The 22,568-nt window shown below is 65.5% G+C and carries 18 protein-coding genes; 17 read left to right on the plus strand and 1 reads right to left on the minus strand.

What is annotated here, in order from left to right:
• The first annotated feature begins 8 nt into the window (after window positions 1-8).
• Entirely contained in the window at window positions 9-341 is a 333-nt protein-coding gene (gene cyaY / locus G3W89_RS06255) for an iron donor protein CyaY (RefSeq protein WP_162573278.1), read from the plus strand.
• A gap of 16 nt (window positions 342-357) precedes the next feature.
• Here the strand turns inward: cyaY and G3W89_RS06260 are convergent, their stop codons facing one another.
• Window positions 358-2,769 carry a penicillin-binding protein 1A gene (locus tag G3W89_RS06260; RefSeq protein ID WP_162573279.1) on the minus strand — a complete coding sequence of 804 codons (2,412 nt, stop codon included), beginning with the start codon at window positions 2,767-2,769 and terminating at the stop codon, window positions 358-360.
• A gap of 242 nt (window positions 2,770-3,011) precedes the next feature.
• Here G3W89_RS06260 and G3W89_RS06265 point away from each other — a divergent pair, with 242 nt between their 5' ends.
• The 16 genes from G3W89_RS06265 to mlaE all read left to right on the plus strand — a co-directional run bounded on the left by G3W89_RS06265 (window position 3,012) and on the right by mlaE (window position 22,551).
• Window positions 3,012-4,091, plus strand: a complete 1,080-nt coding sequence (locus G3W89_RS06265) for a pilus assembly protein PilM (RefSeq protein ID WP_162573280.1) — start codon at window positions 3,012-3,014, stop codon at window positions 4,089-4,091.
• Window positions 4,088-4,711 (plus strand): PilN domain-containing protein, encoded by a 624-nt coding sequence (locus G3W89_RS06270; protein ID WP_162573281.1) that lies wholly within the window; start codon window positions 4,088-4,090, stop codon window positions 4,709-4,711. The genes G3W89_RS06265 and G3W89_RS06270 overlap by 4 nt, the downstream gene beginning before the upstream one ends.
• 8 nt (window positions 4,712-4,719) lie before the next feature.
• Window positions 4,720-5,394 (plus strand): type 4a pilus biogenesis protein PilO, encoded by a 675-nt coding sequence (locus G3W89_RS06275; protein ID WP_162573282.1) that lies wholly within the window; start codon window positions 4,720-4,722, stop codon window positions 5,392-5,394.
• A gap of 56 nt (window positions 5,395-5,450) precedes the next feature.
• Complete coding sequence (locus tag G3W89_RS06280; RefSeq protein WP_443083151.1) at window positions 5,451-5,933, plus strand: pilus assembly protein PilP; 483 nt, start codon at window positions 5,451-5,453, stop codon at window positions 5,931-5,933.
• Window positions 5,930-8,068, plus strand: a complete 2,139-nt coding sequence (pilQ, locus tag G3W89_RS06285; protein ID WP_162573284.1) for a type IV pilus secretin PilQ — start codon at window positions 5,930-5,932, stop codon at window positions 8,066-8,068. Before G3W89_RS06280 ends, pilQ begins: the two co-directional genes overlap by 4 nt.
• Before the next feature lie 25 nt (window positions 8,069-8,093).
• Window positions 8,094-8,639: a shikimate kinase gene (locus G3W89_RS06290; protein WP_162573285.1), complete on the plus strand. Its 546-nt coding sequence runs from the start codon at window positions 8,094-8,096 to the stop codon at window positions 8,637-8,639.
• A 36-nt stretch (window positions 8,640-8,675) separates the two neighbouring features.
• On the plus strand, window positions 8,676-9,776 hold the full coding sequence (gene aroB / locus G3W89_RS06295; protein WP_162573286.1) for a 3-dehydroquinate synthase: 1,101 nt from the start codon (window positions 8,676-8,678) through the stop codon (window positions 9,774-9,776).
• Window positions 9,777-9,795: 19 nt separating this feature from the next.
• The gene (locus G3W89_RS06300; protein WP_162573287.1) at window positions 9,796-10,926 is read left to right on the plus strand and encodes a deoxyguanosinetriphosphate triphosphohydrolase; all 1,131 of its coding nucleotides are present in this window, start codon (window positions 9,796-9,798) and stop codon (window positions 10,924-10,926) included.
• A gap of 56 nt (window positions 10,927-10,982) precedes the next feature.
• Window positions 10,983-12,263, plus strand: coding sequence for an MFS transporter (locus tag G3W89_RS06305; RefSeq protein WP_162573288.1), 1,281 nt, complete (start codon window positions 10,983-10,985; stop codon window positions 12,261-12,263).
• Window positions 12,260-12,835 carry a DUF1415 domain-containing protein gene (locus tag G3W89_RS06310; protein ID WP_162573289.1) on the plus strand — a complete coding sequence of 192 codons (576 nt, stop codon included), beginning with the start codon at window positions 12,260-12,262 and terminating at the stop codon, window positions 12,833-12,835. The genes G3W89_RS06305 and G3W89_RS06310 overlap by 4 nt, the downstream gene beginning before the upstream one ends.
• The gene (locus G3W89_RS06315; protein WP_162573290.1) at window positions 12,832-13,698 is read left to right on the plus strand and encodes a class I SAM-dependent methyltransferase; all 867 of its coding nucleotides are present in this window, start codon (window positions 12,832-12,834) and stop codon (window positions 13,696-13,698) included. Before G3W89_RS06310 ends, G3W89_RS06315 begins: the two co-directional genes overlap by 4 nt.
• Window positions 13,699-13,705: 7 nt before the next feature.
• Window positions 13,706-14,398, plus strand: coding sequence for a transposase (locus G3W89_RS06320; protein WP_162573291.1), 693 nt, complete (start codon window positions 13,706-13,708; stop codon window positions 14,396-14,398).
• A 165-nt stretch (window positions 14,399-14,563) separates the two neighbouring features.
• Window positions 14,564-19,306, plus strand: a complete 4,743-nt coding sequence (locus tag G3W89_RS06325; RefSeq protein WP_162573292.1) for a glutamate synthase-related protein — start codon at window positions 14,564-14,566, stop codon at window positions 19,304-19,306.
• Between the two features lie 39 nt (window positions 19,307-19,345).
• Window positions 19,346-20,824: a glutamate synthase subunit beta gene (locus G3W89_RS06330; RefSeq protein ID WP_162573293.1), complete on the plus strand. Its 1,479-nt coding sequence runs from the start codon at window positions 19,346-19,348 to the stop codon at window positions 20,822-20,824.
• 123 nt (window positions 20,825-20,947) lie between these two features.
• Window positions 20,948-21,772, plus strand: coding sequence for an ABC transporter ATP-binding protein (locus tag G3W89_RS06335; RefSeq protein ID WP_162573294.1), 825 nt, complete (start codon window positions 20,948-20,950; stop codon window positions 21,770-21,772).
• A complete protein-coding gene (mlaE, locus tag G3W89_RS06340; protein WP_162573295.1) occupies window positions 21,769-22,551 on the plus strand; it encodes a lipid asymmetry maintenance ABC transporter permease subunit MlaE in 783 nt (260 codons plus the stop codon). Before G3W89_RS06335 ends, mlaE begins: the two co-directional genes overlap by 4 nt.
• Window positions 22,552-22,568: the final 17 nt, after the last annotated feature.

Consider the following 22,568-nt stretch of genomic DNA (forward strand, 5'->3'; position numbering starts at 1 on the left):
AAATTGTAATGACCGACCCCGAGTACCTGGACCGCGCCGAGGCCGCGCTGGCCGCGATCGAACGCAGCTGCGATCACATCAACGACACGAGCGACGCCGATATGGACAATCAGCGCGTCGGGGGCATGATCACCATCACCTTCCGCAACGGCACCCAGCTTATCGTCAACCTGCAGAAGCCCTTGCAGGAGATCTGGCTGGCGGCGCGCTCGGGCGGCTACCACTACCGACATGATGGCCGTGCATGGATCGACACGAAGACCAGTGAGGAGTTCTTCGCTCAGCTGTCGCGCGAGGCGAGCGCGCAAGCCGGTATGCCGCTGCAATTCAGCGCCGATTGAGGCAATCGGCGGGTGATCAGTTGCGGAAAAGATCGAGGATGCGGCTGCGCTCCTCTGGCTGCGGCGTCGGACCGATGGGCGCGCCCGAGATCGCCTCGGCAGGCGGCGTCGGGCCAGACTCGACGCCCAGGGTCGCGACACCTCGGCCTGGTGCATAGTCGTCGTAGTACCACTCGCCTCCCGCATTGACCACGCCAGCGGGAGGCTTGGCGGTCAGGTCGGTCACTGGAACGCCTTTGATGGCGGTTTCCATGTAGCTGATCCAGATCGGCAGGCTCAGCCCGCCGCCAGTCTCGCGGTCGCCGAGCTTGCGCGGCGTGTCGTAGCCCATCCAGGCCACCGCCGCCATGGTCGGCTGGAAGCCTGCGAACCAGGCATCCAGCGAGTCGTTGGTGGTGCCGGTCTTGCCGTAGATGTCGGGGCGCTTGAGCGTGGCCTGCGCCTTGGCCGCCGTGCCGCTGCGTGCGACTTCCTGCAGCAGGCTGTCCATGATGAAGGCGTTGCGCTGCGGAATGGCACGCATGGTCTCGTTGAGCAGCGGCGGCTGGGTTTCAACCAGCACCTTGTCCTTGTGATCGGTGATGCGCGTCACGAGGTAGGGATTCACGCGATAGCCGCCGTTGGCGAAGACCGAGTAGGCCGTTGCCATCTGCATCGGCGTGACTGCGCCGGCACCGAGGGCCATGGGCAGATACGCCGGGTGCTTCTCCCGCTCGAAGCCGAAGTTGCCGATCCAGTCCTGGGCGTAGCGCGTGCCGATCGATTGCAACACCCGGATCGAAACCATGTTCTTGGATTTCGCAAGCGCTCGGCGCAGGGACATCGGGCCCTCGAAAGCGCCGTCGTAGTTCTTGGGTTCCCAAGGCTGACCGCCGGTCGTGCCGGCGTCGAAGAAGAGCGGCCCGTCATTGACGACCGTTGCGGGCGTAAACCCTTTTTCGAGGGCCGCCGAGTAGATGAAGGGTTTGAAGCTGGAGCCCGGCTGGCGCCAGGCCTGCGTCACGTGGTTGAACTTGTTCTTGTCGAAATCGAAGCCGCCGATCATGGCCTTGACAGCACCGTCGCGCGGGTCGAGCGCAATGAAAGCGCCCTCGACCTCCGGCAACTGGGTGATCTCCCAGGTGCTCTTCGGCGTCTTCACGACACGGATCACGGCGCCCCGGCGGATCTTGATGTTGGGCGGTGCCTTGTCCGACAGCCCCGACTGTGCGGGCCGCAGCCCTTCGCCGGTGATCTGCACGGCATCGCCATTGGCGCGCACGGCGCTGATTTCCTTTGCATTGGCCTTGAGCACGACCGCCGACATCACGTCGCCGTTGTCAGGATGCTCGGCCAGCGCATCGTCCACGGCCTCGTCCAGTTCCTTCGGGTCGTTGGGCAGATCGACGAACTTCTCGGGGCCGCGGTAGATCTGCCGACGTTCGTAGTCCATGATGCCCTTGCGCAGCGACTTGTAGGCCGCGGCCTGGTCGGTAGCGACCAATGTGGTGTAGACCTTGAGGCCGCGCGTGTAGGTGCTGTCGCCGTACTGCGCGTACATCAGTTGCCGCACCGTCTCAGCGACGTATTCGGCATGGAGGCGGGTGGGGTCGGCCCCTTCACGCAGGTGCAGCTCTTCCTTCTTGGCCTCGGCGGCCTGTTCGGCGCTGATGAAGCCGGCTTCCTGCATCCGGTCGATCACGTAAAGCTGGCGCCCACGCGCGCGCGAGGGGTTGTTCACCGGATTGTTCGCGCCCGGCGCCTTCGGCAGGCCCGCGAGCATGGCGGCCTGGGCGATGGTGATGTCCTTGAGCGGCTTGCCAAAGTAGGCTTCCGAAGCAGCCGCGAAGCCGTAGGCCCGGTTGCCGAGATAGATCTGGTTCAGGTAAATCTCGAAGATCTGGTCCTTGCTGAGCAGGTGCTCGAGCTTGAAGGTCAGCAGCACTTCGTAGATCTTGCGGGTCAGCGTCTTCTCGGAGCTGAGGTAGACATTGCGCGCGACCTGCATGGTGATGGTGGACGCGCCCTGGCTCTTCATCCGGTTCATGTTGGCGATTCCCGCGCGCAACAGGCCCTTGTAGTCGACTCCGCCATGGTCGTAGAAGCGGGCGTCCTCCGCTGCCAGTACGGCGTCTTTCATAACCTTCGGAATGGTCGCGATGGGCGTGAGGTTGCGGCGTTCCTCGCCGAACTCGCCGATCAGGATGCCCTCGGAGGAGAACACGCGCAGCGGCAGCTTTGGCCGGTAGTCCGCCAGATCGGAGACGTCCGGCAGGTTCGGGTAGGCCACGGCCAGGGCGACCGCCACCACGCAGACCAGCGACACCGCTCCAGCTGCAGCGATACCCAGTCCCCACATCAGGAAGCGCAGAAGCCAGGTCAGCCAGACTGGGCGCTGTGCTGGAGTGGGGGTCTTGGAAGGCCCACTGGGGCGTGTTTTTTCGGGCATGAAGCGATGTTGAAGTCAGCGCCAATTATAAAAAGCGACGGCTCTCCAGCGACCTTTGGAGCGACATAAAACCCAAGTACTCGCATTTGTGACGTAAGTTGTGAATCGAGGCTGTTACGTTCCCTTTTGACAACGCTCGATGAGACAGTTGAGGCCAATGCGCTTGGTTGGCTGTACACCTCCTGCTAGCATGCAACCACACGTAATTATTTCTAATCGTTACAAACACAACGGGATATAACTTGGCTGCTTTGGGATCGCTGTTCAGCCGTCAACCCGCGCCTCTGCTCGGGTTGGACGTCAGCTCATCCAGCGTGAAGCTGGTCGAGCTCGGCCGCGATGCCAGCGGCAAGTTGGTTCTGGAACGTTGCGCGATCGAGCCCCTGGAGCGAGGCTGGATCACCGATGGCAATGTCGAGAAATTCGATGAGGTGGCCGAGGCCGTGCGGCGCGCCGTGCGCAAGAGCGGCAGCCGTACCAAGAATGCCGCACTGGCTCTGCCGCCCTCGGCAGTCATCACCAAGAAGATCGTCCTGCCCGGCGGCATGAGCGAGCAGGAGCTCGAGATCCAGGTCGAGTCGGAAGCCAATCAGTACATTCCCTTTTCCCTCGATGAGGTGAGTCTGGACTTCTGCGTCATCGGGCAGAGTGCCACTTCGACCGGCGATGTCGAAGTCCTGATCGCCGCTTCGCGCAAGGAAAAGGTCCAGGACCGGCAGGGCCTTGCCGAAGCGGCAGGCCTCAAGGCCGTGATTCTCGACGTCGAATCTTATGCGTCACGACTGGCGACGGCGCGGCTGATTGAGCAGTTGCCTGGCCAGGGCCGCGATGCCGTGGTGGCCCTGTTCGAGGTGGGTGCCTTCACCACCAGCATGCAGGTGCTTCGCAACCAGGAAGTGCTCTACGACCGCGATCAGGCCTTCGGGGGCGCCCAGCTGACACAGCTGATCGTGCGCCAGTACGGCTTTTCCGCGGAAGAGGCGGAGACAAAGAAACGAAGCGGCGACCTGCCCGACGACTATGGCTCGGGCGTGCTCAAGCCCTTTGTGGCGAGCATTGCCCAGGAGATCGCGCGGGCACTGCAGTTCTTCTTTACCAGCACGCCGCACAACCGTGTCGACTATGTCCTGCTCGCGGGCGGGTCGGCTGCGTTGCCGGGCCTCACCAGCGCCGTGACACGGCAGACCTCCTTTGCCTGCTCGCTCGTCAATCCCTTCGATGGAATGGAGATCGGAGGCGGCATCCGCGAGAAGAAGGTGCGGCGCGAGGCGCCTTCCTACCTGACCTCATGCGGGCTTGCCATGCGGAGGTTCCTGCAGTGATCTTGATCAACCTGCTCCCGCACCGGGAGGCAGCGCGCAAGCGCCGGCGCGAAACCTTCTATGCCGCTCTGGGTGCTTCGGCCGTGGCAGGCTTTCTGATTGCAGGTGGCGCCTATCTCTGGTACCAGGCCCAGATCTCGAGCCAGCAGGGCAAGAACAGCTTCCTTCAGGCCGAGATCAAGAAACTCGAGGCCGAGATCAAGGAAATCTCGACCCTTCAGGCCGAAATCGCGGCCTTGCGCGCTCGTCAGCAAGCCGTCGAGGATCTTCAGGGCGACCGCAACATGCCGGTCCACCTGCTCAACGAACTCGTGCGGCAGTTGCCCGATGGCGTCTACCTGACGAGCATGAAGCAGGACAACCAGACCGTCACCCTCCTGGGTCAGGCGCAGTCCAACGAGCGGGTTTCGGAACTGTTGCGCAACCTGGGCAACAACAGCCCCTGGCTGGTCAAGCCTGAGTTGGTGGAAATCACCTCCGGCAATGTCAATTTAAGCCCCCGCGACCAGCGGCGCGTGGCGAATTTCACCATGCGTATCGGACTCAAACGGCCGACGGATGCACAAAAGGCGGCCCCTGGGGCCGGCAGTGCGCCGACGTCCGCCGCAGGAAAAGGCTGAGCGTCATCATGGCAACCCAACGCGCATCCTCCGACATCGACTTCGCCGGTGCTCTTCAGCGCTTCGGCGATCAGTTCCGCGGTCTAAATCCGAACGATCCCTCCGTCTGGCCGCCGGTACCACGCTACGCGCTTTGCGTGCTGGTCACCGCCCTCGTTCTGGTGGCCCTGTGGTTCGTCTGGCTTACCAATTCAAACGATGAGCTCGAGGCCGAGCGAACCAAGGAAGTCGCGCTCAGGGCCGACTACCAGAAGAAGGTGGGTCAGGCGGCCAATCTCGAACTGTTGAAAAAGCAGCGGGAGCAGGTTCAGCAGTATGTGACGCTGCTCGAGAAGCAGCTCCCGAGCAAGGCCGAAATGGACGCCTTGCTATCCGACATCAATCAGGCCGGTCTCGGGCGCAGCCTGCAATTCGAGCTGTTCCGGCCGGGCCAGGTGGTCGTGAAGGACTACTACGCCGAGCTGCCGATTGCCGTGCGCGTGACCGGGCGCTATCACGACATGGGTGCCTTCGCAGCGGACATTGCCAATCTCTCGCGCATCGTGACCTTGAACAACCTGGCCGTCGTCCCCGCAAAAGACGGCATGCTGACGATGGATGCCACTGCGAGGACCTTCCGTTACCTGGACGACGAAGAGCAGGCGGCCCAGAAGCGAGCTGTGGCGGGAGCGAAGAAGAAATGAGCAGGCTTGCGTTTGCGCTGTGCGTCGGCGTTGCGGCTGTCGTCCTGAGCGGCTGCATGGGCTCGGACCAGGAAGAGCTCCAACAATGGATGGCCGAACAGCGGGCAAATGTGCGCCCCACGGTGCCGCCCATCACAGAGCCGAAGAAATTCACACCCCAAGCCTATACCGAGGCCAGTGCGTTCGAGCCCTTCAACATGCAGAAGCTCACGCAGGCTTTGCGCCGCGACTCGGCCCAGCCGAGCACCTCGGGTCTCATCGCGCCTGAGTTGGCTCGCCGCAAGGAAGCACTCGAAGCTTTCCCGCTCGACTCGATGGCGATGGTGGGCAGCATGAACCGCAATGGTCAGCCGGTGGCCCTGGTCACCGTCGACAAGCTGCTCTATCAGGTTCGGGTCGGAAACTATCTGGGACTCAACTACGGGCGCATCACCCGTATCAGCGAAACCGAACTCGCCTTGCGTGAAATCGTGCAGGACGCCGCCGGTGAATGGATCGAACGCGTGGCGACGCTGCAGTTGCAAGAGAGGTCGAAATGAAGAATTCAAGGTTCGCGCAGTGGCTGCGCGTGGTCGGCGTCAGCCTGCTCGCGCTCGGCGCGGCAGCGGCGGCGCATGCGCAGAACGCCATCGAGTCGGTCACCAGTTCGATGCAGTCGGGTGCCGAGGTCATCCGGGTCGACCTGACGCAACCGCTGGCCGCTGTGCCTACAGGCTTCGCGATTCAGACGCCGGCGCGCATCGCACTCGATTTTCCGGGCGTGACCAACGCCATCGGCCGCTCGACCATCGATGTCAACCAGGGCAACCTTCGTTCCGTCAATGTGGTCCAGGCAGGTGAACGTACCCGTCTGGTGCTGAACCTCAAGCAGGCCACCGCGTACAAGGCCGAGATCCAGGGCAAGTCGCTCCTCGTTTCACTGGAGCCTGTCCCGGGTGCCGCGCTCGTGGCCTCGACGCCGCAGGCCTTTGCCGAGAACCGCAATCGCGATACGCTGCCGCTGCGCGACGTCGATTTCCGCCTGGGTTCGGACAACACGGGGCGTGTGATCGTCGATCTTGCCAACAACCAGGTGGGCGTCGACATCCGCCAGCAGGGCCGCAGCCTGGTGGTGGAATTCACCAAGTCGACGCTGCCAGAGGGCCTGCGCCGCCGCCTTGATGTGTCGGACTTCGGCACGCCGGTGCAGACCGTCACCACCCAGCAGGCCGGTGACCGCGTGCGCATGACCATTGAGCCCAAGGGTGATTGGGAGCATAGCGCCTACCAGAGCGAGAACCAGTTCGTGGTCGAGGTGCGCCCGCGCAAGGTGGACCCAACCAAGCTGACCCAGGGCGTGGGCTACACCGGCGAGAAGCTGTCGCTGAACTTCCAGAACATCGAGATCCGCTCGCTGCTTCAGGTGATCGCCGACTTCACCAACTTCAACATCGTGACCTCGGACTCCGTGACCGGCGCGCTCACCCTTCGCCTGAAGGACGTGCCCTGGGATCAGGCCCTCGACATCATCATGCAGGCCAAGAACCTGGGCATGCGCAAGAACGGCAGCGTGCTGTGGATTGCGCCCAAGGACGAAATCAACGCGAAGGAAAAGCTCGAGTTCGAGGCCCAGGCTGCGATCCAGAACCTAGAGCCCCTGCGCACCCAGTCCTTCCAACTGAACTACACCAAGGCCGTCGCAATTGCGCAGGGCCTGACGGGCACGGGCGCCTCCAGCGGCGGCGGCTCAGGCACCACGACCCGCATCCTGAGCCCGCGCGGCAGCGTGATTGCCGAATCGCGCACGAACCAGCTTTTCGTGTCGGACATTCCCTCGCGCCTGCAACAGGTCGCCGAGCTCATCCAGAAGCTGGACATTCCGGTGCGGCAGGTACTGATCGAGGCACGGATCGTCGAGGCGTCGGACACCTTCGGCAAGTCGCTGGGCGTGCGGCTCGGCGGCGGCATCTCAGGCGGCACCGTGGGCTCCAACAACGGCCGCCCGGTGTTCGGCAACCTCGGCGCTATGCCCGTCGTGACTGGCGCGACCGCTACCACCCCGGCCAGCGCACTCACCACCTTCACGAACTCGAATTTCGTGAACTTGCCGTCGACTGGCGTACAAGGCAACGGCAACGCGCCGGGAACCTTCGCCATCTCTCTGTTCAATTCCAGCTTCTCGCGCATGCTGAATCTGGAAATCTCTGCGCTCGAAGCAGACGGCAAGGGCAAGGTGGTGTCCAGCCCCCGCGTTGTGACTGCAGACCAGACCAAGGCTTTGATCGAGCAGGGCACGGAGTTGCCCTACCAGGTTGCGACCTCCAGCGGCGCCACCTCGATCGCCTTCCGCAAGGCCAACCTGAAGCTCGAGGTCACACCGCAGATCACGCCCGAGGGCAACATCATCCTGACGCTGGACGTCAACAAGGACACGGTCGGCCAGGCGACGACGGCAGGCTTTGCCATCAACACCAAGCACGTGCAGACCGAAGTGCTGGTCGAGAACGGCGGCACGGTGGTCATCGGTGGTATCTTCGAACTCACCGAAACCAACGATGAATCGCGCGTGCCGGTGCTCGGTGAAGTGCCCTATGTCGGGGCGCTGTTCCGCACACGCAATCGCGTTGCCAACAAGACCGAAATGCTCGTCTTTATCACCCCGAAGATGATTACCGACCGGAACGCCGCGCGCTAAGGCGCGTGCGCGTTCGCAGCACCGCGTGTCGGTCGCACTCGTCGGCTTGCCCGGCGCCGGAAAATCCGCGGTGGGCCGGCGTCTCGGGCAGCGTCTCCATCTGCCTTTCGTCGACAGTGATGAGCTGATCGAGCGCCGCATCGGCTGTTCCATCCGGGACTACTTCGAACGCGAGGGCGAGCAGAGTTTTCGCGACCTCGAACAAAGCGTGATCGCTGATCTCGCGGCCTCGCCTCGCGGCGTCCTGTCCACCGGCGGCGGCTCCGTGCTGCGGGAGGCCAACCGGGTCCAACTGCGCTCCCACTTCCATGTGATCTACCTGCGCTCCTCGCCCGAGGACCTGTTCAGGCGCCTGCGGCACGACGTCAAGCGGCCGCTGCTGCAGGTGGCCGACCCGCTGGGTCGGTTGCACGAACTCTACAGTGCACGCGACCCACTCTACCGCGAGACGGCTCATGATGTTGTCGAGACCGGCCGGCCTTCGGTCGCGATGCTGGTGAACATCATCGTGATGCAGTTGGAGCTCGCCGGCGTGATATCCCCGGGCTCCCGAAGCGATCCGCAGGGCTGAGCCTGGACCCGGCGCCATGCGCCTAAACTCGGAGCCATGCCAGTGTCCGCCTCCCCCGAATGCGTCGAAATTCAGCTCGGCGAGCGCAGCTATCCGATCTTGATCGGCAGTGAGCTGCTCCGCCAGCCCGGGAGCTTCGACGCCGTGCCTGCAGCCGCCGCGGCGCTGATCGTCACGAACACCACCGTCGCGCCGCTCTATGGCGAGCGGCTGCGCAACGCCTTGGCCAGCCGCTTCCGAGCCGTGCACCTGCTGGAACTTCCCGATGGCGAGGCGCACAAGGATTGGCCCACACTCAACCTGATTTTCGATGCCCTGTTGCGCCATGGCTGCGACCGCAAGACGGTGCTCGTCGCCCTCGGCGGCGGGGTGGTGGGCGACATGACCGGATTTGCCGCTGCCAGTTACATGCGAGGCGTGCCCTACGTGCAGGTGCCGACCACCTTGCTCGCCCAGGTCGATTCGTCGGTCGGCGGCAAGACAGCGATCAACCATCCGCTCGGCAAGAACATGATCGGCGCCTTCTACCAGCCGCGCCTCGTTCTGTGCGATCTCTCCACGCTCGCCACGCTGCCGCGGCGGGAGCTCAGTGCGGGGCTGGCCGAGATCATCAAGTACGGGCCGATCTACGACATGCGCTTCTTCGACTGGATTGAAGCGAACATCGAAGCGCTGGTGGCGCGAGACCCGGCCGCGCTGGCCCACGCGGTCCGGCGCAGCTGCGAGATCAAGGCCGCGGTCGTGGGGCTGGACGAGCGAGAGACCGGCTTGCGGGCGATCCTGAATTTCGGCCATACCTTCGGTCATGCCATCGAGGCGGGTCTGGGCTACGGTCGCTGGCTGCACGGCGAGGCGGTCGGCTGCGGCATGGTCCTGGCCGCCGAGCTGTCGCAGCGACTGGGCGGCACCGATGCGGCGTTTGTCGCGCGGCTGTCTGCGCTGATCAAGCGGGCAGGGCTGCCGGTAGTCGCCCCCTCGCTGGGCGCGGATCGATACCTCGAGCTGATGCGCATCGACAAGAAGTCGGAAGCGGGCGAGATCCGTTTCGTGGTGATCGACAAGCCAGGCTCGGCCGTCGTGCGCAGCGCCCCCGACGCCCTCGTGCGCGAGGTGTTGGCACAGCGCTGTGAGGCCTGAATCGCAGGCCGGGGCGACAATGAGCCTGGCACCCCACGCCAGTCATCCGGCGCAGTCCCGCGGCCGGCGCCATGCCGAGGCCCCGGCTCCGACGCGCGATGCGTTCCAACGCGATCGTGACCGCATCGTGCATTCCACGGCCTTCCGGCGGCTCGTCTACAAGACGCAGGTCTTCCTCAATCACGAGGGCGATCTTTTCCGCACCCGGCTGACCCACTCGCTCGAAGTTGCGCAACTGGGCCGATCGATCGCGCGCTCACTGCGGCTCAACGAAGACCTGGTGGAGGCTATTGCCCTTGCGCACGACCTGGGCCACACCCCCTTCGGCCATGCCGGGCAAGATGCGCTCGATGCCTGCATGGAGGCGCATGGCGGCTTCGAGCACAACCTGCAGAGCCTGCGGGTGGTGGATGCGCTCGAGGATCGTTATCCGCAGTACGACGGACTCAACCTGAGCTTTGAGACGCGGGAGGGCATCCTCAAGCATTGCTCCCGCGCCAACGCCGAGCGCCTGGAGGCCACGGAGCCCGGCGGAGTGGGGCGGCGCTTCCTCGATCGTGCGCAGCCGAGCCTCGAGGCTCAGCTGTGCAACCTTGCGGACGAGATCGCCTACAACGCGCACGACATCGACGATGGCGTGCGTTCAGGCCTCATCGGCCTCGAGCGCCTGGGCGAGGTGGCCCTCTTCAGCCAATACCTGCGAGAGACGCTGGAGGAGCATCCAAATCTGCAGGGCCGGCGCGTGCTCTACGAAGCCATCCGTCGGATGCTCAGCGCCCAGGTTTACGACGTGATCGACGCCACGCGCGGCGCGCTCGCGGCGGCAGCGCCGGGCGATGCCGATGGCGTGCGCCGCGCCGCGCCGCTGGTGCTCTTCAGCGAGACCATGCGCACCCAGTCCACGGAACTCAAGCAGTTCCTTTTTCGCAACCTCTACCGCCATCCGCGCGTCATGCAGACCACGAGCCGGGCGAAGGAGGTCGTCCGCGCACTCTTCGCGGCCTACATCGACGATGTCAAGCAGATGCCCGCTTCCTACGCGCAGCGTGACGATCGCCATCGCGCAGTGGCCGACTACATCGCCGGCATGACCGACCGCTTTGCGATCCGCGAGTACGAACGCCTCACGGGAAGGCAGTGGGACCAATGAGCCGCCCGGCCGTTCCGAAGGCGAATAGCACGGTAGCCGAAGGCGAAGGCACTTCAATGAGACAGAGAGCTTGCCTTGCGAGCCGCACGTCGTCGCACGCCGGCGTACCCCGCAATGCCCTGGCTGTGGTATTTGCCGGTGTGGCTGCGGCCCTGCACCTGGGCAAACCGCCGCCCGCCGTGTCGGCCTTGCAGGCGACGCTGGGCATCGATCTGGTGGAAGCAGGCTTCCTGCTGTCGCTGGTGCAGGTGGCGGGCATGTGCCTGGGCATGGTCTTCGGACTGGTGGCCGATGCCTTCGGCCTGCGTCGCAGCATGCTGGCGGGCCTGGCTCTGGTCACGGGCGCGAGCGTGCTCGGCGGATGGGTCGGGCGCACGGTCGATGCGGGCCCTGGTGCCATTCACTGGCTGCTCGCCTTGCGCGCGCTGGAAGGCGTTGGTTTCCTGCTGGCGGTCATGCCCGGGCCCGGGCTGATCCGCACCCTGTCGCCGCCGGGCGCAGAGAAGAAGGCGCTCGGCCTCTGGGGTGCCTACATGCCCCTGGGCGTGGCGCTCGCGCTCCTGCTCGGTCCGTCCCTGATCGCGTGGGGCGGGTGGCCGGGCTGGTGGTGGGTGCTTTCGGCAGTTTCGGCTCTTGCGGCGCTCTGGGTCCTGCTCGCGGTCCCTGGCGATCAGCGGCCAGCCATACCGGCCTCTTTGTCACCGCGCTGGACCGCGCCCCTGCTCGACACGATCCGAGCCAGCGGCCCTCGGACGCTGGCTCTGGCCTTCGGCGTGTACTCCGCACAATGGATGGCCGTCATCGGCTTCCTTCCCGCGATCTATGCCGGCGCCGGCGTTCCGGCCGCCTGGAACGCGGCGCTGACTGCGCTCGCCGCCGCGATGAACATCGTGGGCAATGTCAGCGGCGGCCGCTTCCTGCAGCGCGGCGTCGCGCCGGAGCGCCTGCTGCGCTGGGGCTTCGTCGTCATGGCGCTCGGCGGCGTTGCGGCGTTCGCGCAGATCGGCGCGCCCGCCAGCACCGTGGGCCTGCCGCCCGCGTTGCGCTACGTCGCCGTATGCCTGTTCTCGCTTGCCGGCGGAATGATCCCTGCGACCCTCTTCATGCTCTCAACCCGGCTCGCGCCCGGTCCATCGACAGTCTCGACCACGGTAGGGATGATGCAGCAGGCCTCCTCGCTCGGCCAGTTCATCGCGCCGCCGGCGGTCGCATGGATCGCCCATCGGGTCGGCGGCTGGCAATGGACGTGGGGCGTGACCCTGGCATGTTCGCTGGCGGGCCTGGCGCTGGCGGCGCGGGTGGCGCCCGCGAGATCCGCTGCGGGGACTGCACGATGAGCGGCGATGCGATCGTCACGGCGGCGCAAGCACGCGCGGACACGCAGCGCTGGCTCGAGCGCGCGGTCATCGGGCTCAATCTCTGCCCCTTCGCCAAGTCTGTGCATGCGCGCCGCCAGATCCACTACGCGCTGTACCTGCGCAAGGATGAAGATGGCCTGATCGACGAACTGCTGGAAGAAGCGCGCGGGCTGGCTGCCTGCCCTGCTTCCGAGCGCGACACCACCCTCCTGATCGCACCGAACACCTTGTCCGATTTCCTCGACTTCAACGATTTGACGGCGCGCGCCGAGCGTCGCCTGGTGCGCGCCGGCTTTGGAGGCCAGTTCCAGCTGGCCAGCTTTCATCCACGCTTCCAGTTCGCAGGCGCGGAGCCCGACGACATCACCAACGCGACCAATCGCGCGCCGTACCCCACGCTGCATCTGCTGCGCGAGGACAGCGTGAGCCGTGCCGTCGAGGCCTTCCCCGATGCGCACGCCATCTTCGGGCGCAACATGCAGATCCTGGAGCAGCTCGGCGCCGAAGGCTGGGCGGCGCTGAATGTCGGTCCCGGCGGAGCACAGCGATGAACGACAAGGCCGTTTCCAAGGCTTCGAAGGCCGAAGCCGAGCTGCAGGAAGTCCTGCGCCCCGGCCAGTCGATCGAACTGCTGAAAGAGCTGCACATCCTCACGCGCGACGGACGGCTCAACCAGGATTCGCGCCGCAAGCTCAAGCAGGTCTACCACCTGTTCCAGTTCATCGAGAAGGTGCTCGTCGAACTGCCGGAGGACGGCGCGCACGCCAGCCTGGCCGACCACGGCGCCGGCAAGTCCTATCTCGGCTTCATCCTCTACGACCTGTTCTTCGGCCCGCGTGGCGGAGGTCATGTGTATGGCATCGAGACGCGGGCCGACCTGGTCGACAAGTCGCGCGCACTGGCGAAGCGGCTCGGGTTCGATCGCATGGCCTTCCTCAACATCAGCGCCGCCGAATCGGCCGACGTGGCCGAGCTCCCGGCGCAGATCGACGTCGTGACCGCGCTGCATGCCTGCGACACCGCCACCGACGACGCCATCGCCTTCGGGCTCGCCAAGCAGGCGCGCTTCATGGTGCTCGTGCCCTGCTGCCAGGCCGAGGTCGCGGCCTGCCTGCGCGAGACCAAGGCGCTGTCGCTCTCGCGCACGCCGCTGGCCGAACTCTGGCGCCATCCCCTGCACACCCGCGAGATCGGCAGCCAGCTCACCAACGTCCTGCGCTGCCTCTACCTGGAGGCGAATGGCTACCAAGTCACCGTCACGGAACTGGTGGGTTGGGAGCACAGCTTGAAGAACGAGCTGATCATCGCCCGCCGCACCGGCCAGCGCAAAGCCAGCGCCGCAACCCGGCTGGAGCAACTGCTGGCCGAATTCGGGCTGGAGTCGCTGCTGGAGACACGCTTCCGCCTGGGCTGATCCCGCCATGGCCCGCCTTCCCCGTCTCACGCTGGCCGAGCAGCCGCACCATGTGATCCAGCGCGGCAACAACCGCCAGGCCATCTTCATCGACAACGCGGACCGAGAAATGCTGCTGGGCCTGCTCGGCGAGAACGCGGCTCGCTTCCGCATCGCACTGCACGCCTACGTGCTGATGGACAACCACTACCACCTGCTGGCCACGCCCGCGAGCGCCGACGGCCTGCCGCTGTGGATGCAGGCCGTGGGTCGGCGCTACGTGCGCTACTTCAACGACCGGCACGGGCGCACCGGCACCCTGTGGGAGGGGCGCTACAAATCCACGTTGATCCAGACCGATCGCTACCTGTTGACCTGCATGGCCTACATCGACCTGAATCCGGTGCGTGCGGGCCTCGTCGTCGATGCCCGCGACTATTCATGGTCCAGCCACGCGCACTACGCCGGGCTGCGGCACGACAAGCTGGTGACGCCGCATCCGCTCTACTGGTCGCTCGGCAACACACCGTTTGCCCGGGAAGCCGCCTACGCCGATCTGGTCCGTGGCGGGGTAGCGGCGGACGACCAGGCCATGTTGACCGAGGCCACGCTGCACGGGTGGGCCGCCGGCGATGGTGCCTTTCTCGAGGCGTTGCAAAAGAACACCGGGCGGCGGGTTCTCAAGTCCCGGCCGGGGCGGCCCCGAGCTCCCCGAGGCTGAGCCGAAGGCATTCACCGCACCTCTTGCGGATTTGTTGTGTCCCCAATTTAATTCCGAGTCTTGAGGTCGGAATTTAATGGGAATCTGACCCCCAATAAAGCGCTTGGCATTATTTGTGCAACGCAATATCCTTCCCTTCCCCGCGAAAAACTGAAGGAGCGCGCCATGACCACGGCTGCCGAGATCGACTATCTCCAACAAAACGGACTCTATTCCGCCGCTGACGAACACGATGCCTGCGGCGTTGGCTTCGTGGCTCACATCAAGGGCGAGAAAAGCCATTCGATCGTTCTGCAGGGCCTGAAGATTCTCGAGAATCTCGACCACCGCGGCGCAGTGGGCGCTGACAAGCTGATGGGCGACGGCGCCGGCATCCTGATCCAGCTGCCCGATGTGCTCTATCGCGACGAAATGGCCAAGCAGGGCGTCACGCTGCCGCCGCCCGGCGAATACGGCGTCGGGATGATCTTCCTGCCGAAGGAGCACGCCTCGCGCGAGGCGTGCGAACAGGAACTGGAGCGCGCGATCAAGGCCGAAGGGCAGGTGTTGCTGGGCTGGCGCGACGTTCCCGTCAACCGAGAGATGCCGATGTCGCCGGCCGTGCGCAAGAAGGAGCCGCTGCTGCGCCAGGTCTTCATCGGCCGCGGCAACGACGTGATCGTCCAGGACGCCCTCGAGCGAAAGCTCTACGTCATCCGCAAGACCGCCAGTGCCGCCATCCAGCGCCTGAAGCTGAAGCACAGCAAGGAGTACTACGTTCCCAGCATGTCGAGCCGCACGGTGGTCTACAAGGGACTGCTCCTGGCCGACCAGGTCGGCACCTACTACCTTGACCTGCAGGACAAGCGCTGCATCTCGGCCCTCGGCCTGGTGCACCAGCGCTTCTCGACCAACACCTTCCCCGAGTGGCCGCTGGCCCATCCCTACCGCTACGTCGCCCACAACGGCGAGATCAACACCGTCAAGGGCAACTACAACTGGATGAAGGCGCGCGAGGGCGTGATGTCGTCGCCGGTGCTGGGGGCTGACCTGCAGAAGCTCTACCCCATCAGCTTCGCCGACCAGTCCGACACCGCCACCTTCGACAATTGCCTCGAGCTCCTCACCATGGCCGGTTACCCGATCAGCCAGGCGGTGATGATGATGATTCCCGAGCCTTGGGAGCAGCACGCGACCATGGACCCGCGCCGCCGCGCGTTCTACGAATACCACGCGGCCATGCTGGAGCCGTGGGACGGCCCCGCCTCGATCGTCTTCACAGACGGCCGCCAGATCGGCGCCACGCTCGACCGCAACGGCCTGCGCCCGTCACGCTACTGCGTGACCGACGACGACCTGGTGATCATGGCGTCCGAATCCGGTGTCCTGCCGGTGCCAGAGCAGAAGATCGTGCGCAAATGGCGCCTGCAGCCCGGCAAGATGTTCCTGATCGACCTGGAGCAGGGCCGCATGATCGACGACGAGGAGGTCAAGGCCACACTCGCCAATAGCAAGCCCTACAAGCAGTGGATCGAGAACCTGCGCATCAAGCTCGACAGCGTCGAGGCGCAGGCCGTCTCGGCGCCGGCAAGCCAGGTCAGCCTGCTCGATCGGCAGCAGGCCTTCGGCTACACGCAGGAAGACATCAAGTTCCTGATGAGCCCGATGGCCGCAGCCGGCGAGGAAGGCATCGGCTCCATGGGCAACGACAGCCCGCTTGCCGTACTGTCGAACAAGAACAAGCCGCTCTACAACTACTTCAAGCAGCTGTTCGCGCAAGTCACGAATCCGCCCATCGATCCGATCCGCGAGGCGATCGTGATGTCGCTGGTGTCCTTCATCGGCCCGAAGCCGAACCTGCTGGACATCAACCAGGTGAACCCGCCGATGAGGCTCGAGGTGAGCCAACCGATCCTCGACTTTGCCGACATGGCGAAGCTGCGCGACATCGGCGCCTATACGCATGGCAAGTTCAAGAGCTACACGCTCGACATCACCTACCCGCTTGCCTGGGGCGAGGAGGGCGTGGAGGCCAAGCTGGCATCGCTGTGTGCCGAGGCCGTCGACGCCATCAAGGGTGGCCACAACATCCTGATCGTGAGTGATCGCGCGGTGAGCGCCACGCAGATTGCCATTCCGGCGCCGCTGGCGCTCTCGGCCATCCACCAGTACCTGGTGCGCGAAGGCCTGCGCACCACGGCGGGCCTGGTGGTCGAGACCGGTTCGGCGCGCGAGGTCCATCACTTCGGCGTGCTGGCCGGCTATGGCGCCGAGGCGGTGCATCCCTATCTCGCGATGGAAACGCTCGCCGCGATGCACGAAGACCTGTCCGGCGACCTGGGTGCCGAGAAGGCGATCTACAACTACGTCAAGGCGATCGGCAAGGGCCTGTCCAAGATCATGTCGAAGATGGGCGTCAGCACCTACATGAGCTACTGCGGCGCCCAGCTCTTCGAGGCCATCGGCCTCAACAGCGACACCGTGGCCAAGTACTTCACCGGCACCGCGAGCCGGGTCGAAGGGATCGGCGTCTTCGAGATCGCGCAGGAAGCCATCCGCATGCACAAGGCGGCCTTCGGCGACGACCCGGTGCTCGCCAGCATGCTGGACGCCGGCGGCGAATACGCATGGCGCGTGCGCGGCGAAGAGCACATGTGGACGCCGGACGCCATCGCCAAGCTGCAGCACAGCACGCGTGCCAACAACTTCAACACCTACAAGGAATACGCGCAGCTCATCAACGACCAGAACCGGCGCCATCTCACGCTGCGCGGCCTGTTCGAGTTCAGGATCGATCCTGCCAAGGCGATTCCCGTGGACGAAGTCGAGCCCGCGAGCGAGATCGTCAAGCGCTTTGCCACGGGCGCCATGTCGCTGGGCTCGATCAGCACCGAGGCGCACGCAACGCTGGCCGTCGCCATGAACCGCATCGGCGGCAAGAGCAACACCGGCGAGGGCGGCGAGGACCCGGCGCGCTATCGCAACGAGCTCAAGGGCATCCCCATCAAGGTGGGCGACAGCCTCAAGAGCGTGATCGGCGAGGCCAATGTCGAGGTCGACCTGCCGCTGGCGGACGGCGATTCGCTGCGCTCGAAGATCAAGCAGGTCGCCTCCGGCCGCTTCGGCGTCACCGCCGAGTACCTGGCTTCGGCCGACCAACTGCAGATCAAGATGGCGCAGGGCGCAAAGCCCGGCGAAGGTGGCCAGCTGCCCGGCGGCAAGGTTTCCAACTACATCGGCCAACTGCGCTATTCCGTGCCTGGCGTGGGCCTGATCTCGCCGCCGCCGCACCACGATATTTACTCGATCGAAGACCTGGCGCAGCTCATTCACGACCTGAAGAACGTCGCGCCGCATGCCAGCGTGAGCGTCAAGCTGGTCAGCGAGGTGGGGGTCGGCACCATCGCGGCGGGCGTCGCCAAGTGCAAGAGCGACCACGTGGTGATCGCCGGCCATGACGGCGGCACGGGCGCCTCGCCCTGGTCGTCGATCAAGCACGCGGGCAGCCCCTGGGAAATCGGCCTGGCCGAGACCCAGCAGACCCTGGTCCTCAACCGCCTGCGCGGCCGCATCCGCGTGCAGGCCGACGGCCAGATGAAGACCGGGCGAGACGTCGCCATCGGCGCACTGCTGGGCGCCGACGAGTTCGGCTTTGCGACTGCGCCACTGGTGGTCGAGGGCTGCATCATGATGCGCAAGTGCCATCTCAACACCTGCCCCGTCGGCGTGGCGACGCAGGACCCGGTGCTGCGCAAGAAGTTCTCGGGCAAGCCCGAGCATGTCGTGAACTTCTTCTTCTTCGTCGCCGAGGAAGTGCGCCAGATCATGGCGCAGCTGGGCATCCGCAAGTTCGACGACCTGATCGGCCGCGCCGATCTGCTCGACACCCGCAAGGGCATCGAGCACTGGAAGGCCCGCGGCCTGGACTTCAGCCGCCTTTTTGCGCAGCCGAACGTGCCGGCCGACGTGCCGCGCTATCACGTCGAGGCGCAGGACCACGGCCTCGCGAAGAGCCTGGACAACAAGCTCATCGAGAAGTCCCGCCCCGCCATCGAGAAGGGCGAGAAGGTGCAGTTCATCGAGGTGGCGCGCAACGTGAACCGCTCGGTGGGAGCCATGCTCTCGGGCGCGCTGACCAAGGTGCATCCGCAGGGCCTGCCCGACGACTCGATCCGCATCCAGCTCGAGGGGACCGGCGGCCAGTCTTTCGGCGCCTTCCTGGCGCGCGGCATCACGCTTTACCTGATCGGCGACGCCAACGACTACACCGGCAAGGGCCTTTCGGGCGGCCGGGTCGTGGTGCGCCCCAGCCTGGACTTCCGCGGCGAGGCCACTCGCAACACGATCGTGGGGAACACCGCGCTGTACGGCGCGACCACCGGCGAGGCCTTCCTCAGCGGCGTCGCGGGCGAGCGCTTCGCGGTTCGCCTGTCCGGTGCCACCGCGGTGGTCGAAGGTACGGGCGACCACGGCTGCGAGTACATGACCGGCGGCACGGTGGTGGTGCTCGGCAAGACCGGGCGCAACTTCGCGGCCGGCATGAGCGGCGGCGTCGCTTTCGTCTACGACGAGGACGGCCAGTTCGCCTCGCGCTGCAACCTCGCGATGGTTTCGCTCGACAAGGTGCTGACCTCGGCCGAGCAGACCGCGAGCGTGCACCGCAAGATCTGGCACGAGGGCGAGACCGACGAGGCCAAGCTCAAGAAGCTGCTGGAGGACCACCACCGCTGGACCGGCAGCAAGCGCGCGCGCGAGCTGCTCGACACCTGGGCCGTGGCGCGCACGCGCTTCGTCAAGGTGTTCCCGAACGAGTACAAGCGCGCGCTCGCCGAGATCCACGACCGCGAGGTCGAGCTCACGAGCAGCGGCAACAACGCCCATGTGGGACTCGAGCCGCACGCGATGACGAAGCCGGCGGTCGCTGCCTGAGCGCGGCCACAAAACGAAGAACAGAACCAGGAAATCACGATGGGAAAAATCACGGGCTTCATGGAGCACGAGCGCATCGAGGAGGGCTACAAGCCCGTCGAGGAGCGGGTCAAGCACTACAAGGAATTCGTTGTCGGCCTCGATGCGCAGCAGGCCAAGGTGCAGGGCGCACGCTGCATGGACTGCGGCACGCCTTTCTGCAACAGCGGCTGCCCGGTCAACAACATCATTCCGGACTTCAACGACCTGGTCTACCGCAACGACTGGCAGAGCGCCTTCACGGTGCTGGACTCGACCAACAACTTCCCCGAGTTCACCGGCCGAATCTGCCCCGCGCCCTGCGAGGCGGCCTGCGTGCTCAACGTGAACGACGATCCGGTGGGCATCAAGTCGATCGAGCACGCGATCATCGATCGCGCCTGGGACGAGCAATGGGTTGCGCCGCGCCCGGCCAGGCACAAGACCGGCAAGAAGGTCGCCGTGGTGGGCTCCGGCCCGGCCGGCATGGCGGCCGCGCAGCAGCTCGCCCGCGCCGGCCACGACGTCACCTTGTTCGAGAAGAACGACCGCATCGGCGGCCTGCTGCGCTACGGCATCCCCGACTTCAAGATGGAGAAGGTGCACATCGACCGCCGCGTCGAGCAGATGAAGGCCGAGGGCGTGGTGTTCCGCACGGGCGTGGTGGTCGGTGCCGCCAAGGACCCGCTGGGCAAGGGCTCCAAGGTCACCAATTGGGCCAAGGAGACCGTGACCCCCGAGCAGCTCGACAAGGAATTCGACGCCGTTGTCCTGACCGGTGGCGCCGAGCAGTCACGCGACCTGCCGGTGCCCGGGCGCGATCTCGATGGCATCCACTTTGCGATGGAGTTCCTCCCGCAGCAGAACAAGGTCAATGTGGGTGACAAGGTCAAGAGCCAGATCCGCGCCGATGGCAAGCACGTGATCGTCATCGGCGGCGGAGACACCGGCTCGGATTGCGTGGGCACCAGCAACCGGCACGGCGCCGCCAGCGTCACGCAATTCGAGCTGATGCCGCAACCGCCCGAAGAAGAGAACCGGCCGATGACCTGGCCGTATTGGCCCTACAAGCTGCGCACCAGTTCCAGCCACGAGGAGGGCTGCGAGCGCGAGTTCGCGATCTCCACCAAGGAGTTCATCGGCGAGAAGGGCAAAGTCACCGGCCTCAAGACAGTTCGGGTCGAGTGGAAGGACGGCAAGATGGTCGAGGTGCCGGGCACCGAGACAGTGCTCAAGGCCGACCTGGTGCTGCTCGCCATGGGCTTCGTGAGCCCCGTCGCCGGCGTGCTGGAGGCCTTCGGCATCGAGAAGGACGCCCGCGGCAATGCCAAAGCCAGCGTCGACTTCATTGGCGGCTATGCGACCAACATCCCGAAGGTGTTCGCCGCTGGAGACATCCGCCGCGGTCAGTCGCTGGTGGTGTGGGCCATCCGCGAAGGGCGCCAGGCGGCCCGCGCCGTCGACGAGTTCCTGATGGGCTACAGCGACCTGCCGCGCTGAAGGCGCCGAATTAGCCGGGGATTCGCCCCTTGCTTGGTGGATGGGCACGGCCTGTGCTTCATTTATCATCGACGACTACCGCTAGCCGGGGAGCCCTCAGGCGCCCCGGCTTTTCTGTTGTCCATGAACCCACCCGAGTCCTCACTGGTTGAATTCCGCGATGTCCGTTTTGGCTACGGCGAACGCGCGATCCTCGACGGCGTATCTTTCACCGTGCCCCGTGGCAAGGTGACGGCGCTCATGGGGGCTTCCGGCGGTGGCAAGACCACCGTGCTGCGCCTGGTCGGTGGCCAAATGTGCGCGCAAAGCGGCGAGGTGCTGTTCGATGGCCAGGACATCGGCAAGATGGGCAGCGACGCACTCTATGCCGCGCGTCGCCGCATGGGCATGCTGTTTCAGTTCGGTGCCCTGTTCACCGACATGAGCGTGCTCGACAACGTCGCTTTCCCCCTGCGCGAGCACACGCAGTTGCCAGAGGCGCTGGTGCGAGACATCGTGCTCATGAAGCTCGACGCCGTCGGCCTGCGCGGGGCGCGCCACCTGATGCCCAGCGAAATCTCCGGCGGCATGGCGCGTCGCGTCGCGCTGGCCCGGGCAATCGCGCTCGACCCCGACCTTGTCATGTACGACGAACCCTTCGCCGGCCTGGACCCGATCTCGCTGGGCACCGCGGCGCGCCTGATCCGCCAGCTCAACGACACGCTCGGGCTGACCAGCATCGTGGTGTCGCACGACCTGGAAGAGACCTTTCGCATCGCGGACCACGTGATCATCCTGGCGAACGGCGGGATTGCCGCGCAGGGCCGGCCGCAGGAAGTGCGGCAGAGCGGCGATCCGCTGGTCCACCAGTTCGTCAATGCGCTGCCGGACGGGCCTGTGCATTTCCACTACCCGGGCGTTGCCGTGGAGCAGGACTTCGGCAACAACGCGCATGGGGAACGGGCGTGAGCTGGTACAGGCCGGCCGACGTGGGCTTTGCCGTCCGCTCGAAGCTGGGCGATCTCGGCACGGGCGCGCGCCTGTTCCTGCGCCTTATGCTGCGCGGCGCGGGCAGCCTGCGGCGCTTCGGCCTCGTGCGCGACCAGATCCACTTCCTCGGCAATTACTCGCTCGCCATCATCGCGGTCTCGGGCCTCTTCGTCGGCTTCGTGCTCGGGTTGCAGGGCTACTACACGCTGCAGCGCTACGGCTCCTCGGAGGCGCTGGGTCTGCTGGTTGCGCTGAGCCTGGTGCGTGAGCTCGGGCCCGTGGTTTCGGCGCTGCTGTTCGCGGGCCGTGCGGGGACCTCGCTGACCGCGGAAATCGGCTTGATGAAAGCCGGCGAGCAGCTCAGTGCCATGGAGATGATGGCCGTCGACCCGGTGCAGCGCATCCTTGCGCCGCGCTTCTGGGCCGGCGTGATCACCATGCCGCTGCTGGCGGCCGTGTTCAGCGCTGTCGGCGTGGTCGGCGGCTGGGTGGTCGGCGTGCTGATGCTCGGTTTGGATCCGGGCGCGTTCTGGGGGCAGATGCAGGGCGGCGTCGATGTCTGGCGCGACGTGGGCAATGGCGTGGTCAAGAGCATCGTCTTCGGCTTCACCGTCACCTTCATCGCGCTGCTGCAGGGCTTCGAGGCCCAGCCGACGCCTGAGGGCGTGTCGCGCGCCACCACCCGCACGGTGGTCGTGGCCTCGCTCGCGGTGCTGGGGCTCGACTTCCTCCTCACCGCGATGATGTTCAGTATCTAGAAAGCAAAAGGCAAAGG

Source organism: Variovorax sp. PBL-H6, from assembly GCF_901827155.1.
Taxonomy (GTDB): Bacteria; Pseudomonadota; Gammaproteobacteria; order Burkholderiales; family Burkholderiaceae_C; genus Variovorax.

Coding starts and splice junctions, on each gene's coding strand:
- cyaY (WP_162573278.1), top strand. CDS start 9: ATGACCGACCCCGAGTACCTGGACCGCGCCGAGGCCGCGCTGGCCGCG.
- G3W89_RS06260 (WP_162573279.1), bottom strand. CDS start 2,769: ATGCCCGAAAAAACACGCCCCAGTGGGCCTTCCAAGACCCCCACTCCA.
- G3W89_RS06275 (WP_162573282.1), top strand. CDS start 4,720: ATGGCAACCCAACGCGCATCCTCCGACATCGACTTCGCCGGTGCTCTT.
- G3W89_RS06280 (WP_443083151.1), top strand. CDS start 5,451: ATGGGCTCGGACCAGGAAGAGCTCCAACAATGGATGGCCGAACAGCGG.
- pilQ (WP_162573284.1), top strand. CDS start 5,930: ATGAAGAATTCAAGGTTCGCGCAGTGGCTGCGCGTGGTCGGCGTCAGC.
- aroB (WP_162573286.1), top strand. CDS start 8,676: ATGCCAGTGTCCGCCTCCCCCGAATGCGTCGAAATTCAGCTCGGCGAG.
- G3W89_RS06300 (WP_162573287.1), top strand. CDS start 9,796: ATGAGCCTGGCACCCCACGCCAGTCATCCGGCGCAGTCCCGCGGCCGG.
- G3W89_RS06305 (WP_162573288.1), top strand. CDS start 10,983: ATGAGACAGAGAGCTTGCCTTGCGAGCCGCACGTCGTCGCACGCCGGC.
- G3W89_RS06310 (WP_162573289.1), top strand. CDS start 12,260: ATGAGCGGCGATGCGATCGTCACGGCGGCGCAAGCACGCGCGGACACG.
- G3W89_RS06315 (WP_162573290.1), top strand. CDS start 12,832: ATGAACGACAAGGCCGTTTCCAAGGCTTCGAAGGCCGAAGCCGAGCTG.
- G3W89_RS06320 (WP_162573291.1), top strand. CDS start 13,706: ATGGCCCGCCTTCCCCGTCTCACGCTGGCCGAGCAGCCGCACCATGTG.
- G3W89_RS06325 (WP_162573292.1), top strand. CDS start 14,564: ATGACCACGGCTGCCGAGATCGACTATCTCCAACAAAACGGACTCTAT.
- G3W89_RS06330 (WP_162573293.1), top strand. CDS start 19,346: ATGGGAAAAATCACGGGCTTCATGGAGCACGAGCGCATCGAGGAGGGC.
- G3W89_RS06335 (WP_162573294.1), top strand. CDS start 20,948: ATGAACCCACCCGAGTCCTCACTGGTTGAATTCCGCGATGTCCGTTTT.